At 61.8% G+C, this 16,267-nt stretch carries 8 protein-coding genes; 5 read left to right on the forward strand and 3 right to left on the reverse strand.

Annotated elements, in window-relative coordinates; all coding sequences use genetic code 11:
* Position 1: 1 nt before the first annotated feature.
* Positions 2–2,314, reverse strand: coding sequence for a BamA/TamA family outer membrane protein (locus QZ460_RS05540; protein WP_290540591.1), 2,313 nt, complete (start codon positions 2,312–2,314; stop codon positions 2–4).
* Positions 2,311–7,041: a translocation/assembly module TamB domain-containing protein gene (locus QZ460_RS05545; protein ID WP_290540592.1), complete on the reverse strand. Its 4,731-nt coding sequence runs from the start codon at positions 7,039–7,041 to the stop codon at positions 2,311–2,313. The genes QZ460_RS05540 and QZ460_RS05545 overlap by 4 nt, the downstream gene beginning before the upstream one ends.
* A gap of 714 nt (positions 7,042–7,755) precedes the next feature.
* On the opposite strand from QZ460_RS05545, the gene QZ460_RS05550 reads away from it, so the two are divergent.
* The 4 genes from QZ460_RS05550 (at position 7,756) to QZ460_RS05565 (ending at position 14,085) form a co-directional block, all read left to right on the forward strand.
* Complete coding sequence (locus QZ460_RS05550; RefSeq protein WP_290540593.1) at positions 7,756–9,552, forward strand: PKD-like domain-containing protein; 1,797 nt, start codon at positions 7,756–7,758, stop codon at positions 9,550–9,552.
* Between the two features lie 23 nt (positions 9,553–9,575).
* Positions 9,576–10,643: a glutaminyl-peptide cyclotransferase gene (locus QZ460_RS05555; RefSeq protein ID WP_366934989.1), complete on the forward strand. Its 1,068-nt coding sequence runs from the start codon at positions 9,576–9,578 to the stop codon at positions 10,641–10,643.
* Between the two features lie 10 nt (positions 10,644–10,653).
* Complete coding sequence (locus QZ460_RS05560; protein WP_290540594.1) at positions 10,654–12,756, forward strand: TonB-dependent receptor; 2,103 nt, start codon at positions 10,654–10,656, stop codon at positions 12,754–12,756.
* 129 nt (positions 12,757–12,885) lie between these two features.
* Positions 12,886–14,085: an L-serine ammonia-lyase, iron-sulfur-dependent, subunit alpha gene (locus QZ460_RS05565; RefSeq protein ID WP_290540595.1), complete on the forward strand. Its 1,200-nt coding sequence runs from the start codon at positions 12,886–12,888 to the stop codon at positions 14,083–14,085.
* 235 nt (positions 14,086–14,320) lie between these two features.
* On the opposite strand, the gene QZ460_RS05570 is transcribed toward QZ460_RS05565, so the two are convergent.
* Positions 14,321–14,875, reverse strand: a complete 555-nt coding sequence (locus QZ460_RS05570; protein WP_290540596.1) for a sigma-70 family RNA polymerase sigma factor — start codon at positions 14,873–14,875, stop codon at positions 14,321–14,323.
* A 337-nt stretch (positions 14,876–15,212) separates the two neighbouring features.
* Between QZ460_RS05570 and QZ460_RS05575 the strand changes: the two genes are divergently transcribed.
* Positions 15,213–16,160: a FecR family protein gene (locus QZ460_RS05575; protein WP_290540597.1), complete on the forward strand. Its 948-nt coding sequence runs from the start codon at positions 15,213–15,215 to the stop codon at positions 16,158–16,160.
* The last annotated feature ends 107 nt before the right edge of the window (positions 16,161–16,267 follow it).

The raw sequence follows: 16,267 nt of genomic DNA on the forward strand, positions 1-16,267 counted from the left end.
GTTAGAACGGATATCCGATGGCCAGGTGGAAGCCGAGGCCGTCCTTAAAGCTGGAAATGTTGTAGTAGCCCTTCTTGTCCGGGTTCGGATAGGGCGTATGGAGCCCGATGCCGAGGTCGGCGCGGATGACCAGGTAGCTGATGTCGCAGCGCAGGCCGAAGCCCGTTCCCAGCGCGATGTCGTTGAGGAATCCCTTCCATTTGAGTTCAGCCCCGGGTCGTTTGGGGTCTTTCTTCAGCAGCCAGATATTGCCAGCGTCGAGGAAGACGGCTCCGTTGAGCCGCCCCATGATGCCGAAGCGGTATTCGATGTTGGCTTCCAGCTTGAAGTCTCCCGTCTGGTCAAGGTAGCCGTTGCGGTCATCCACAGGCGGACGGTAGCTGCCCGGGCCGAGCGACCGGATGGTGAAGGCACGGATGCTGTTGGCTCCGCCGATGTAGAACTGTTCGCTGTAAGGCATCACCTCGGAGTTGCCGTAGGCATAGCCCACGCCGACGAGCAGGCGCGTAGCCAGCCAGTTGTTGCGGCGGCCGATGCGGTGGTAGAACTTCACCTCGCTGACCTCCTTGACAAACTGCGAAAAGCGATTGCCGAAGAGGGTCTGGGGCTGCTTCTCGCCGAAAGCCCGCAGGATGCCCGAAAGCAGGTTGCCCGCCGAGGTGACGCTGTTCTGCCAGTAGAGGCGGCGGTTGCCCGTGGCGCCATAGGTCCTATCGAAGGTGTAGGTATAGTTGATCGAGGGCACGAACTGGTTGCGGAAACTCATGGCGATGGCCGGATTCTCGTCCATCGTCCGGTCGAAGGAGGCGGTCGTGTGGAGCAGCTTATTGTAGGTGAGTTTGAAGACCGTCAGCGAATGGTGGCTGTACGGGGAGGTCTGGAAGTTGTAGCCCGCCGAACCGCTGAAGGCGATCAGCCGGAAGAAGCTGGGGCGGTTCATCAGGTCGACGCCCAGCTGGAACGAGGTGCTCCCCGGGTATTTCTGCCGCCGCGTCATGCTCCGGGGCAGCAGCAGCCGTGGGATGTCGAGGTTGGCATTGAGTCCCAGTTCATAGGAGTTGAGCCGCGAGGGGCTTCCGCCCGAGTTCTTGTTGCCCGTCTGCCATTCGTAGGAGCCGTTCAGTTTCACGGAGAGGACCTCGCCGCCGCGGAAGAGGTTGTTGTTGCTGGCACGGAGGGTGATGCCCGGGCCGATGAAGCTGTTCGACTTCGAGGTTACGTCGGTTTCCAGGGCCACCTCCAGCGGGTAGTCGAACCGGGCGTCGATCTGCACGCCGAGCGTATCGGAGCCGCGCAGCGAGTCGAGCGGCGTGACGCGCAGGTTGACGGAGCGGAAGATTCCCAGTTTGTTGAGGTCGGTCTGCGTGCGGTTCTGGGCATCAACGGTGAAGAGCTGCCCGGAGCGGAGCGTCAGGGCGCGGGACAGGACCCGGGGGCGGATTTTCAGCGGCCGCTGGGCGATGACGGTTGCATCCGGCAGACGCAGCGTATCCACAGGGCCGGATTTGATGTTGCTCAGGCGGACCGTGACGTCGCCCACGCGGTAGGGAACGAGCGCCGCCTCCGGGACATTCGGCTGGAGGTTCAGGCGCAGGGCGACCTGCCGGCGGCCGGCGGTCGTGTCGGCCAGGTACTCCATGTATTCGGGACGGAAATAGTAGTAGCCCCGGTTGCGGAGCAGCTGGGCGATGCGTTTGCGTTCGAGTGTGAGCGTATCGAGGTTGTACTGCGCCCCGATGCGGAGCAGGGAGGTCGACTGAAGGCTGTCGATCAGGCGTTTCAGGCCCCCGTCGACCTGCGGATAGGCAATGGAGCCATAGTGCCATGCCGGGGCGATGTCGAGCGTGTAGCGAACCTTCGCCTTGCGGCCGTGCTTGCGGTAGAGCAGGGAGTCGGCAACGCGGGAGCCGAAGTAGCCGTAATTTTCGAGAACCTGCTCGGCGACCTTCGTCCGCAGCTGCGGCTGGACCTTGGAGATCAGCACCGGCTGCTTGGCCAGACGCTTGTAGAACCAGTATTTGAATCCTTTTTCCCGGGGCGTATAGAGGTAGTTGTAGGCCCACAGTCCGATGGGAAGCGGGGTGCGCAGGTAGGGGCTGTAGAGCGGGTTGTTCGGGGCCACCGACAAGGGCTCCTTCGCCGCCGACTCGGCGGCCGGGGAGAGTACGACCCCCGAATCCGGCTCGATGAGGATCTTTTTCACGCCCGTATACAGCACCTCGTCGCTCCCCAGCCGCCGGGTGGTCGAGCAGGAGGCCGCCAGCAGCAGGGCGCAGAGGGCCAGAACGATATTTCGGATGCGTTGCGGAGTCATTTTCTCGTCTTTTTGGTTTTGGGACGCAGCGGCTTGAACAGGTCGCCCAGGCGCGACAGTTTCTTGCGGATGACGAAACCCACACCCGTTTCGGTGATCTCACCCTCAAGGATGCTCTCGTAGCCCGTATGGCGGAAGAGCTTCAGGTACATGTTGTCGCGTTTGGTGAGCATGTATTCCAGCGAAATGTCGTCGATCAGGTTCTCCTTGAGGTTCTGCGACGGGTCGGTATCGGTGCTGAACTTGCCGCCGATGACCGCCCGCACCCGGTTGTTGAAGAGGCTTTTCGAGAGCCGGTAGGAGTAGTCGGTGCGCTGGCCGTTGGGGTCGTCTTCACCGTGGGAGTCGATGCCGAAGGAGAGGTCCACGCCCTTGAGGTTGTTTTGCGCCCACTGGTTCAGCTCCTTCTGGATGAAGGAGTTGAGCGGATTCTCGGAGCTGACCTTCGCGGTCGTTCCCGGTCCCGTATAGGTGTTGTAGATCAGCAGGTTCATCGCCTGGTTGGCGCGCTGCTCGGCAGTCAGCGAGTTCAGCTGGTTCTGCATGGTGAGGTCCTCGGGAGCCGCCAGTCCGAAGCTGATAGACAGGTCGTTGAGCGTGTTGCGGATGTTGATCGAGATGTCGAAATTCACCGGCCGGGAATCCTGACCGTCGGAGGAGACGTTGGCCCGCACGGTCTCGACGGCCGTGATGTTGAAAGCCGGGTCGGCAAGGTCGCCGATCCATTCGACGTAGCTGTCCGGCTTGATTTTGAAGATCTTCTGCGGGATGACGGGCGGATTGTAGCGCACGCTTCCGCCCGAAAGCACGTATTTGCCCGACAGGCGGACGTCGCCCAGCGGGTTCATCGTGTAGGTGAGGTTGCCGCCGCCCCGCAGGTCGATCCGGTTGTTGCCGTCGGTCGAGAGGTCCACGGCGGCCTGCACGTCGTTGTTGATGTCCACGTTGACAAGCACGTCCATGCCCCCGATGTGCACCTCCTGGGGCGTTTCGTCCGGGGTTCGGGTGTCCAGCTCGCTGAACGAGACGAACGTCACGACGTTCTGCGGCCGCTCCTTCACCTCCACCGGCGAATCCTGCATGACGTAGTTGATGTCCGTGCCGCCGAGCAGGGCGACGTTGCCGCGGACGACGAGTTCGTCCACGGGCCCCCTGGCCGTGGCGCCCAGGTCGAGGTAGGCCTTGCCGTAGACCGCCGTGCCGGCTTTGCGGGGCACGTCAACGAACTGGAAATCCGAGGCCCGCAGCACGAGGTCGGCCGTCATGTGCCCGAAATCGGCGAGGTTGACCCCGCCGCCGATGGTCAGCGCGCTCTTGTTCGGGGCGAAAACCGCATAGTCGTCGAACAGAATGCGGCTGCCGGCGATGCGGATCGTGTCCGCGGAGAGGCCGAACGATGTGCCGATCATCGGGACGCGGATGTCGGTCCCGGCAAACCGCACGCCTCCGTCGAGCGCCAGACGTCCGGGACGTCCGCCCGCATGGAGCCGGGCCTGCAGGCTGCCCGAAAGGCGGAGCAGGTCGGCGGGCAGGAAGACGTTGACCGGCTGCAACGGGAATCCCGGGACACTCACCGTCAGGTCGAGCGGACTTTCGCGCCCCTCGCGGTAGTCGCCCCGAACGGAGAGCACTTCGGCTCCGTCGAGCGTCAGACGTGCATCGGCAAGGTGTCCCCGGTCCTGTTTGTAGAAGAGCCCGAGGTCGACGTTGCCGAAGCGCCGTTTGTCGTAGGTCAGCTCCCCCACCGAGACCCCGCCCCGCAGCGAGAGGCTGTTGGCCCCAAGGTTCAGCGTCAGATTCGCACCCAGCACGCCGTCGACGGGCGGCGCCGAGGGCAGCAGCCCCAATGCCGAGCCGACGTTCAGTCCGGCGATGTCGAGACGGATGCGGTCGGAGGCGTCGCTGCCCGGGATGGTGCGGATCGCGAACCGCTGGTCGCCGTGGCTCATGTCGAGGTCGGCCTCAACGTGCTTGTCGAAGCGGTAGACGAGGTAGTTGTCGCGGTTGACCGTCCACGGCTCAAAGCCGAACAGCGGGTCGGGAGGTGTCACGCTCGCACGGACCAGACTGTCGGTCCACATCGCGCCCAGCCCGAAGCGGAAGCCGGCGCGGCCGGCGCGGTTGCGCTGGTAGAAGTTCGCCTCGCCGGTGTTCCGCACGAGGTGGCCGTGGACTCCGGCCTGCGCGATATTGTCGAGATTCCCGGGGGCATTCGCCAGCCCGAAGGCATATTCCAGCCGCGGCCCGTTCTGGCGGATACAGGCCCTCACGGTGTCGAGGACCACATTCCCGCTGGTCAATCCCTCCGTACGCAGGCGGATCGAGACGGGCAGCGAATCGCAGTTCGTCCCTTCGGCATACAACGCGTCGAAGGCGATCTTACGGGATTTCAGCAGGCTGTTGAGGATGTTGTCGGGCCCGGCCGAGACCCGCAGCGCAAAGTCGGGAAGCGCGGGCTTCAGCTGCTCCATGTCGATGCTCTGCGCGTCGATCTGCCCGGCCAGCACCCGGGCACTCCGGTTCAGTTCCGCAAGCAGCGAGTCGACGGATTGGGGCGTGGAGAACTCCAGCGACAGGTCGCCCGAAGCCGCAGCGGCCCGCGTTGCGGTCGGATCGGTGCGCAGCGAAACGCTCGTCGGACGGATGCGGTCCGTACGGTATTTGTTCCGGATTTCGATGCTGTCCAGCGCGATGCGGGCTGCGTAGGCGCCCTTTTCGGAGGCCGAGGCCGAGGCATCGAGCAGAAACGATCCGCCGATCGGCTCCGAGCCCACGCCCAGAGCCGCCAGGTCGAACCCCAAGACGCGGCCTTGAAGGCCGATGTGCTGTTCCTGCCCGGTCAGCGTCCCGGAGAGGAGCAGCTGCAGCCGGAGCGCCTCGTCGCGATCGGAGATCCGCCCCGAGAGGCGCTGGTCCTCCAGGTCGGCGTCGAGGTCGATGCCCCCGAAGTCGCGTCCGCGGAACTCCGCGCGGGAGAGTTGTGCCCGAAGGCTCGCCCGGGTTCGGGGCAGCAGCGGATCAAAGCCCGCGCCGCGGGCCCGGAGGCTCAGACCGACGATCCCCAGCGAATCGGCCGGGAGGAAGCGGTTGAGCGGGAAGCTGTCGGCCCGGATCTCGGCATCGTAGCTCTGTCCGCGGGGGTTGAACCGCCCCGCGACGGAGAGCCGGCCGCCCTCGGTCGAGAGGATCGAAGCCGTCGAGAAGGTCCCGCTGTCCGCCCCGGCAGAGCCCTGGAGCCGGATCAGGGACGGAATAGCCACACGCCGCCGCAGGGCCGTATCGGGGAGCAGCTCCTTGAGGAAGGCAAGATCCCGGAAGTCGCCCTCGAAGCGGGCCGAAGCCTTCAGGCGGCTGGCGTCGAGCAGGTTTTTAGCCGCGGCATCGGCCTTGAGGTCGAGGTGTCCGGGCGACGAGACTTCGAGCTGTGTCGTTCCGATGTCGTCCAGGGTTCCCGCCGCGGAGAGCGACAGCCGAACGATCCGGTCGTCCAGCACGGACGGGATCGCCTCCGGGGAGAGGTATTTCAGGTCCCGGGTGTTCAGATCGGCCGAAAGAGAGGCCGTGAGCGGCGACGCCGGCTCCAGTTTCAGGATTCCGGCCCCGGCGGAGAGCTCGGCCCGGATTCGCGAGAAGGCGGTTTGCAGGTCGAAATCGGAGAGGGAGATGCCCGATGCATCCATCCCGAAACGCCCGGTCAGGTCGCGGACCGAAAGCCCGCAGCGTTCGGTGAACGCCGTCCGGCAGATGCGCAGCGCAATGTCGGAACCCCGGTTGTAGAGCGAATCGATCGTGAGGTCGAGCGGCGCGAGGGAGATGAACGCCGGGTCGAATCCCGCGGCGGGGCGGTAGTTCAGACGGCCGTATGCAACACGGTTGTCGGTCAGCGCGACGCGGCCGACCCGCACGGTCCACGGTGCGGAGGCCCCGGCCGGGGAGCCGGAAGGATCGGGGGTGTCGGAGATGTCAGGGGTGTCAGGGGTGTCGGAGATGCCGCCCTCCGCTGCGGCCGGTCCGGTGAGGTAGGAGCAGGCGCCCCGGTCGAGCAGGATGCTCGTCACGCAGACCTGCCGGCTGTCCAGCTGCACCCGGCAGGTGTCGATGGTCCCGTCGGCCAGGCGGACGGAGAGATCGGAGACCGCAGGGGAGGTGCGCATCCCGAAGGCGAGGTTCGAGACCGCAATCCGGTCGAGCCCTATCGCCCACGGCAGGGCGGCGGAGCTGTCCGTTTTCTCGACGGGAGCCGCTTCGGTCAGGTTCAGCCGCATGTCCGCATCGGCGAGTAGGAGGCGGGAAATGTTCGCCCGGCAGGCCCCAAGGTCGGCTTCGGCGGATTCGAGGGCGAGTTCCCCGGCAACCACACGCAGGTCCATGCCCGCCAAGGAGTCTTTGTAGTGGGCGGCGACACGTTCCAGGGCGAAACTCCGGATGAGGGCTCTTTTGCGGATCAGCGGCCACAGGGCGGCATCGAGCGAAAGCCTTCCGCAGCGCAGGAGCGTATCCGTCCCATCGGCCAGCAGGGTGTTTTCCACCGTCAGCCGCAGCGGAAAGGCGAGGCGGAGGCGTCCGACGGAGACCTCCATGCCGAGAGTCCGGGAAGCATAGGCCACGGCCTGACGACAGGCCAAGTCCTGGACGGCCGGAATGTAGAGCAGCGCCGGGACCAGCAGCAGGACGAGCAGCAGGACAAGCAGCGTCCGGAGCGTATGTTTGAGAATTTTTTTCAGCATTTCAGAAACAGCGTGTTCGAAATCCGGCAAAAGGCGGACCATCGATCTGCGATTGCGCGTACGTGTTTGCTGTCAAAGCGGCAAATTCGCCGCAAATTACAAAAAAACGACGACCCGGCAATGGAACAAGCCGAAACAAACAGACCTATTCGAGACATTTCCCGACATTTTCCCCAGTCGGTCCGGTCGGAGACAGCAGAGGCGAAAGCCGGCATATTGCCCCACGGGGCGGGTTCGAAGTGGGAAAATCGCCCGGAAAAGGGACCCGGAGGGCGGGGATCACGGCAGGAGGCCATAAAATTCGCCCTGCAACCCCGCTTTTTCAGCTTTTTTCCATACCTTTGCAGTGCAACGGTTCGCCGCCCGGAAGTCCGGGCAATTGACAGGAAAAAGCCGCAACATCCGACAACGGGCTCCTCTGCCGCAAGCCCCTGAGGCCGAAGCGGGAGGGATCAGGGCCCGGGAATCCTGCGCTCCCGATTTTCAGGCAACAGGGCAGGTGTCAGGAGCGGATCGGAAGGTCCGCCGCCGCGAAGGTTTTACAAACCGGAGGGGGGGGGCAAGTTTGCACCCTGCGGAAAAACGCGTCTCGGCACATCTCCGGACGCAGCAGCGGATCGGTGCGGGATTACGGCCGGAGGCCTGTCGTGCGTCCGGCGCGGATCGCGGGAAGACCCGCAAAAGATTGGATGAAACGATTTAAACGAAAAGAATATGAGCTGTTTTTTCAGTCATGCCGGACGGATGGCGATACCGGTTCTGCTCTCGCTGCTGCTGGCCGCCACAGCCTGCAACAAGGACGAAGAAATAACGCTGTCGGACAGCAAACCCAGCATCACCCTCGACAGCGAGACGGGCGTCTACACGGTGAAGATCGGACGCAAGGTGACGATCTCTCCGACCGTGGAAAACGGAGACGAGGCCGCTTACAGCTGGTCGATTGACGGCAAGGTCGTGTCCACGGCCCGCGTGTTCGAATACGTCTTCGACCAGGAGGGCCGCGTCTATGTGACGCTGAGGGTCGAAAACCGCGCGGGATACGACGAGACGGAGGCTCGCATCGACGTGGATCGTCTCGCTCCCCCGTTCATCTCGCTCATCGTGCCGCCGACGGGGCTCTATGTACTCACGGGCCGGGAATACACGTTCGCTCCGGAGGTGCAGAACGGCGAAAACGCCCGCTACGCATGGTATGTGGACGACTCGACCATAGCGGTCTCCTCGGAAAAGGACTACATCTTCATGCGCACTGAACCCGGCACATGCACCCTGCGGCTGACGGCGACGAACGAAGACGGCACGACCGAGAAAACGCTGTCCGTGCATGTCGTGGACGCCATTCCGGTCCACATCGCGTTCATCCCCCAGTCCTACCGGGCCGATCCGCTGGTGCGGAGCGTATCGCTCGGGCGGAAGCTCTTCCTGAGGCCCCAGGTGAGCAACGCCACAGAAGCGGAATATGCGTGGTATGTGGACGGGACCCTGCAGGAGGGCGCAACCGACCGCATGTTCGCCTTCGCGCCGGAGCGAGAGGGCCAATACGAGGTCACATTCCGCGTGACGGACACGGACAAAAGCCCGGCAGCACGCCTCTCGCGCCACATAGCGCGCACGTCGTCGAAGCGGATCACCGAGAAAACACTCCGGGTGACCTGCTACGGGCGCGAAGCGGAACGCGTCATCACGACGATGGGCCAGCCCGCATCGAACCGGGTGCTCGAATTCCTGCCCGCACCCGGGCAGTTCGTCAACGAAGCGGGCATGGGCGAATATAGCGGGCAGAAAACCTTCGAGGAGGCCCGTCTCTACGCCGAAGAGCGTCTGAAAAAGGGCGAGTTCGTATCGCTGGGCAACTTCGGAGGCTATGTGATCCTGGGCTTCGACCACAGCGTGGAGAACAAGGGCGGATACGACTTTTCGATCTGCGGCAACCAGTTCAAGGGAAGCAACGAGCCGGGGATCGTGTGGGTGATGCAGGATGTCAACGAAAACGGCAAGCCCGACGACGAATGGTACGAACTCCGGGGCAGCGAAACGGGCGCTGAAGGAACCGTGCAGGAGTATGCGGTGACCTATTACAGGCCCGCCGGACCCCGTCAGGGAGTGAAATGGACCGACAATCTGGACGGGAGCGGGCAGGTGGCCTATCTGGGACAGTTCCATCCGCAGGACTCCTACTACCCCCTGTGGCTCGAAGAGGAGGCCTACACCTATTACGGTACGGGACTGCGCCAGAACTCCACGCAGGCCCCGAACGGAGACTGGGCGAACAATCCCTTCGAATGGGGATATGTCGACAACATCGGCAGCGACAATCCGAACCCTGCGACCAAAAGCGGCAAGACCCTGTTCAAGATCAGCAACGCCATGACGCTCGACGGAAAGCCCGCCGGGTTGCGCTACATTGATTTCATCAAGGTACAGAGCGCCATCAACGGCAGCTCCGGAGGACTGGGCGAACTCTCGACCGAAGTCACCGGAATGGCCGTCGACGAAAACCTCAACCGATAACCACCCGCTCGGCCCCGCAACGCATGAAACGACTCTTACGACAGATTCTGCCCGCGGCATTATGCCTCTGCACCCTCGGCGGCTGCATGAAGTGGGACTACGGCCGCACGGAGGATTTCACGGCGACAGGCCGGGGAATGTTCATCGTCAACGAGGGCATGTTCCAGTATGGAAACGCCACGCTGTCGTATTACGACCCGGAGACGAAAATCGTCGAAAACGAAGTTTTCTACCGGGCAAATGCCTTCATGCTGGGCGACGTGGCGCAGTCGATGACCCTGCACAACGGCGTGGGATGGATCGTGGTGAACAATTCGCATGTCGTTTTCGCCATCGACCCCGACACCTTCCGCGAAGTGGGACGCATCACCAACCTCACCTCGCCGCGGTACATCCATTTCGTCTCGGACGAAAAGGCCTACATCACGCAGATCTGGGACAACCGCATCTTCATCGTCAACCCCAAACGCTACGAAATAACGGGATACATCGAGTGTCCGGACATGACGGCGGAGTCCGGATCCACGGAGCAGATGGTGCAGTACGGGAAGCATGTCTATGTAAACTGCTGGTCGTACCAGAACCGTATCCTGAAAATCGACACCGAGACCGATCGGGTCGTCGATCAGCTGACCGTCGGCATCCAGCCCGTGTCGCTGGTGATGGACCGCAACAACAAGTTGTGGACCCTCACCGACGGCGGTTACGAGGGAAGCCCCTACGGGTATGAGACCCCGTCGCTCTACCGCATCGACCCCGAAACGTTCTCCATCGAGGCACAATTCCGCTTCCGAAAGGGGGACTCCCCGTCGGAGCTGCAGCTCAACGGCTCGCGCGACACACTCTACTGGATCGACCGCGACGTCTGGCGCATGCCCATTGCCGGGGAGCAGCTCCCGGTACGCCCGTTCATCGAATACAGGAAGACCCAATACTACGGGCTGACGGTCGATCCGGCCAACGGCGACGTCTATGTGGCCGACGCCATCGACTTCCAGCAGCAGGGGCTTGTCTACCGCTATACGGCCAAGGGCGAGCCGATCGACGAGTTTTATGTGGGCGTAACGCCCGGAGCATTTTGCCGGAAATAAATCGGAGAGCATGAAAACTACCCTCTTGTTTCTCGGGATGCTGCTGGCTCCGGCGCTGCTGCAGGCGCAGGGCGGACCGGCGGTCACCGACGTGCCCGAAAGTAGGCACGACGCAGACACATGGCGCGGGAAAGGCGCCATCGCCATCCGGGAAGTCCCGGTCTGGGGCCGGCGCCCGATGAAAAGCATCGGCGTCGAGGAGACGAAGCTCGACTCGGCGATCCTCAAGGAGAACATCGCCCTCTCGATGGCCGATGCACTGACGTTCAACGCTCCGGTATTCGTCAAGCAGTACGGCCGCGCGACCCTCTCCACCGTATCGTTCCGCGGCACAGGACCCTCGCATACGCAGGTGACGTGGAACGGCATGCGCATCAACAACCCGATGCTGGGCATGACCGACTTCTCGATGATCCCCTCCCATTTCATCGACGACGCCTCGCTGCTCCACGGCACCTCGTCGGTCAACGAAACGGGAGGCGGACTGGGCGGACTGGTGAAGCTCTCGACGGCTCCGGCGGCAGTCGACGGATTCGGGCTGCACTATGTACAGGGCATCGGCATGTTCCGGACGTTCGACGAATACCTGCGTCTGACCGGAGGCAACGAGCGCTGGCAGGTATCGACCCGCGCCGTCTTCCACTCCTCGGCCAACGACTACAAGTACCGCAACCGCAACAAGAAGGAGAACATCTACGACGAGGAGATGAACATCGTCGGGTCGTACTACCCAACCGAACGCAACAGGAGCGGCGCGTTCGACGACCTGCACGTATTGCAGGAGGTCTACTACAACTCCGGAAGAGGCGACCGCCTCGGGCTCAATGTCTGGTACCTCAACTCCAACCGGGAACTGCCCCTGCTGACGACCGACTACGCCGACGACACGCAGTTTGAAAACCGCCAGCGCGAACACACCCTGCGCAGCGTCCTTGCGTGGGACCACTACCGCCGGGACTGGAAGCTGGCGGCGAAGGCCGGATACGTGCATTCGTGGACGGCCTACGACTACCGGCGCGACAAGGGCAACGGCACGCTGGAGGCCATGACCCGTTCGCGGAGCAGAATCAACACCCTCTACGGGCAGGTCGATGGAGCCTATGCCGCAGGCAGCAAATGGTTCTTCACGGCCGGGCTGTCGGCACACCAGCATTTTGTCGAAAGCGCCGACAAGAACATCATCCGCCAGCAGGGCGACAAGGCCGTCGTCGGCTATGACAAGGGGCGCATCGAACTCGACGGTTCCCTGTCGGCCAAGTGGCGGCCCACGGAGCGGCTCGGCATGTCGGTCGTCGTGCGCGAAGCCATGTACGGAACATCCTGGTCGCCCATCATCCCGGCCTTCTTCGCCGACTGGCTGCTTTCCAGGCGCGGCAACATCGTGGCCAAGGCCTCCGTCTCGCGCAACTACCGTTTTCCGACGCTCAACGACCTCTACTTCCTGCCGGGCGGCAACCCCGGTCTGAAGAGCGAAAAAGGGGTCGCTTACGAAGCCGGTGTGTCGTTCGCCGTGGGCAGGGAGGGCGTATATGCACTGTCGGGCTCGGCGTCGTGGTACGACCAGCACATCGACGACTGGATTCTGTGGCTGCCGACCACAAAGGGGTTTTTCTCGCCGGTGAACGTCAAAAAGGTCCGCGCCTACGGCGTGGAGATCCGGACCGACCTGAGCGCAGCGCTCACCAGGGAGCTGAAAATAAACCTGAACGGCACATTTTCATGGGCTCCCTCGATCAACGAGGGAGAGCCGATGTCCCCGGCCGACCAGTCGGTCGGCAAACAGCTGCCCTACGAACCGGAATATTCGGCCACGGTGACCGGAAGGCTCTCCTGGCGGCGCTGGGGCCTGCTCTATCAGTTTTGCTACTACAGCGAACGCTACACCATGTCGAGCAACGACATCACGCTCACAGGGCGCCTCACGCCCTATCTGATGAGCAACCTCTCGCTCGAAAAGGGGCTTTCGCTCCGGTGGGCCGACCTGACGCTCAAGGGCACGATAAACAACCTCTTCAACGAGGAGTATCTCTCGGTGCTCGCCCGGCCCATGCCGCGCATGAACTGCGAGTTCTTCATCGGCATAAAACCCAAATGGGGGACGAAAAAGAGGTGAGACCCCCGGCGGGGATCTCTCGCCGGACGGGGAGGCGGCCGCACATTCGGGCCGCGTCAAAAACGAGAAACGCACGCCCCTGCTTTTCTTGTGGAATTTTGTCTATATTTGCCCCGTAAAATCACGACTATGGAATCGCTTAAAGAGTTATACAGAATCGGCAGCGGCCCGTCGAGCAGCCATACGATGGGCCCCAAGCGGGCCGCCGAACAGTTTGCCGAACGTTGCCGCGACGTCGACGCCTACCGCGTGACCCTCTACGGGTCGCTCGCCGCAACGGGAAAGGGCCACCTGACGGATGTGGCCATCCTTTCGGTGCTCGAACAGGCCGCTCCGACCGAAATCGTCTGGAAACCGGAGGTCGTACTCCCCTTCCACCCCAACGGCATGCTGTTCGAAGGGCTGAAAAACGACCGGATTGTCGATGCGTGGCAGATCTTCAGCGTCGGCGGCGGAGCCCTGGCCAACGAGGGTTCGCGCCGCGAAACGCCCCGGAGCATCTACCCGCTGTCGACCATTTCGGAGATCAAGGAGTGGTGCTACCGCGAGGGAAAGACCTTCTGGGAGTATGTGAGCGACTGCGAAGGTCCCGAAATCTGGGACTACCTCGACACCATCTGGGAAACGATGTGCGCAACCATTCAGCGCGGGCTGAACAACGACGGCGTGCTGCCCGGAGGACTGAAGGTCGCCCGAAAGGCATCGACCTACTGGGTCAAGTCGAAAAGCTACACCGACTCGCTCTCCTCGCGGGCCAAAATCTATGCTTACGCGCTGGCCACCTCCGAGGAAAACGCCTCGGGCGGAACGGTCGTGACGGCCCCCACATGCGGGTCGAGCGGCGTCATGCCCGCCGTGCTCTACCACCTGGCCACCTCGCGCGACTTCCTGCGCATCCGCATCCTGAGGGCTCTGGCCACGGCCGGACTGTTCGGCAACGTCGCCAAGACCAACTCCTCCATCTCGGGCGCCGAAGTCGGTTGTCAGGGCGAGGTCGGCGTGGCATGCGCCATGGCTGCCGCCGCCGCGTGCCAGCTCTTCGGGGGAACCCCCTCGCAGATCGAATACGCCGCAGAGATGGGGCTCGAGCACCATTTGGGGCTCACGTGCGACCCCGTGTGCGGACTGGTGCAGGTCCCCTGCATCGAGCGCAACGCCATCGCCGCGGCCCGCGCCTTCGATGCCAACGCCTACGCCACACTCTCCGATGGCTCGCACATGGTGAGCTTCGACAAGGTCGTCGAGGTGATGAACGAAACGGGGCACAACCTCCCGAGCCTCTACCGCGAGACCTCCGAAGGCGGCCTGGCCAAACGCTTCAAACGATAGCAGCCCGGGCCCGCCGGGGGCGGGTCAGTGGCCCGAACCGCGACAAGGGGCCCGAAGAGGGGGAGGGCAAAAGTTTGGAGGTGCGCAGTAACCAGCCGGGCAAAACGGCAGGGAAAAGAGCGGCCGGAGAAGCGCAGTGACCGGAGAGAGGAGGAACCGGGAAAGGAGCGACCGGCCGGGGTGTCTTAAAATAGCCGCCGGGGCCGGCAAGCCGACACCCTCCGGCAGCGGGCATTCAATGCAGCTGCAGCATGATTGCCACACACATCAGATAATCTTTCAGCGGCGTCCGGAGCAAGAACCCCGCCCGCTGGATCTCCGAAGTGACCTGACGGACGGTCAGGTTGAATTTTTCAGCTATTTGGTGGTAAGTCATCTCTTCCAGGCGGCTTGCCAAAAATACATTCCGGGTCAGAGCCGGCATTTTGGCCAGTTCGCGCCGGTAGATCTCGAGGATCTCGGATTGAAACAGTTTGTCGATCTGCTCCTCGTTGGACAGCGTATTGATACTCGACTCGATCCGCCACTGCTCCTTTTTATAAAGTTCGCTCTGGGCCTTGAGCCGGGATTTCCGCTGGCGAAGGTATGAAATGCAGCGGGTCCGGACGTAATTGTAGATATAGCCCTTGATATTCACGGCAAAGTCAAGGTGATCCCGGTGTTCCCACAAATAGACGAAACTATCGGTCGTAATATCCGTTGCCACCTCCATATCGTTTATATAGGAGTATGCGATTCGGATAAAACGCTCCTTGTCGTTGAACAGCCTGTCGAACTCGTCGTCTCTCAATATTTTCGTCGGCTTTCGCATCCCAAATCCTTCGGTAGGGTTTCCAAAGATAGTAATTTTTCCCGAAAATGCAATTCGGAAATTCATCCCCGCCATCCGGTTGTTCGCCGTTCCCCAAGCGCCTGTCCCCGGAGCAGGGAAACTGTTTTTTCGAAAAAACAAAAATTTCAGGAAGCGGATCCATACGCCCAAAGCGCTATCCATCAGAGGTTTGCTTAATTAAACAATTTTACATTATTATTAAATATATTTATTTGCAAAAAATGCTGTAAACCCGGTTCGCTCATGCGTTTAAAGAGAAAGCAACAGAGCAAGCATCTAATCCAAGAACAGAAAAATGGATCGGGAAGTAATATACAGAGCCCTGCGCGGCGAAGCAACCCCAGACGAACTGGAACAGGTGGCACGGTGGCATGCCGAAAATCCGGAGGAGTTCCAGCGCCATGTGGATGAGGTACACATGCAGATCGACATGATGGAGTTATACGGCGAAGAGATCCGGCCCGCAGGCCGGAACGTCGGACCCTGGAGAGCGGCCGTCCGCATTGCCCTGCAGGCCGCCGCCATTCTCGCCATCGGGTTGTTTGTCGGGGGATACATCGGCAAGGAGCACACCTACGACATGCTGGCCGGGCAGATCAACACATTGCAGGTTCCCTACGGCCAACGCCTGAAATTCACACTCCCGGACGGCTCGGTGGTTCAGCTCAATTCCGGGGCCAAGATCGAATATCCGGCCGTATTCCACAAGAAACTCCGCAAGGTGACGCTTTCCGGCGAGGCGGTATTCGATGTCGAATACGACGCAAAGCGCCCGTTCGTTGTGGAAACATTCGCATCGAACATCCGGGTATTGGGCACGAAATTCAATGTCGTGGCCGACGAGCGCCGCCAGCGCTTTTCGACCGCTCTGCTCGAAGGACGCGTGCAAATCACCAATCGGCTCGATCCCGCACAGAAAGACATCATACTGAATCCTAGCGATATTGCCAGCCTCGCAAACGGGCATCTCATCATCGAACCTATAACCGACCCGGAAATATTGTGCTGGACGAAGGGACTTATCAATATTTCGGGACTGCCGTTCGACGAACTGATGGAGAAATTCGAGCGGGCGTTCGACGTGAAGATCAACATCGCCCTCGAGCATCTGCCGGACATCAGGAACGTCAGCGGCAAAATTCGGGTGAACGACGGCATCGACAAGGCCCTCCACATTTTGCAGTATACAGCAGACTTTTCCTACAAGAAAAATTCGGAAACAAATATAGTGACCATCTATTGACCTGGAAAACAAAAGTATAAACCGACCTAAAACGATTTGCTCATGAAAACATAGCCGCTATCCTCAACAGCTTGTTCAACGAAAAAGCCTGCGGGCCTCTACTCCCG

Origin of the sequence: Alistipes sp. (assembly GCF_020026455.1) — a bacterium.
Taxonomy (GTDB): domain Bacteria; phylum Bacteroidota; class Bacteroidia; order Bacteroidales; family Rikenellaceae; genus Alistipes.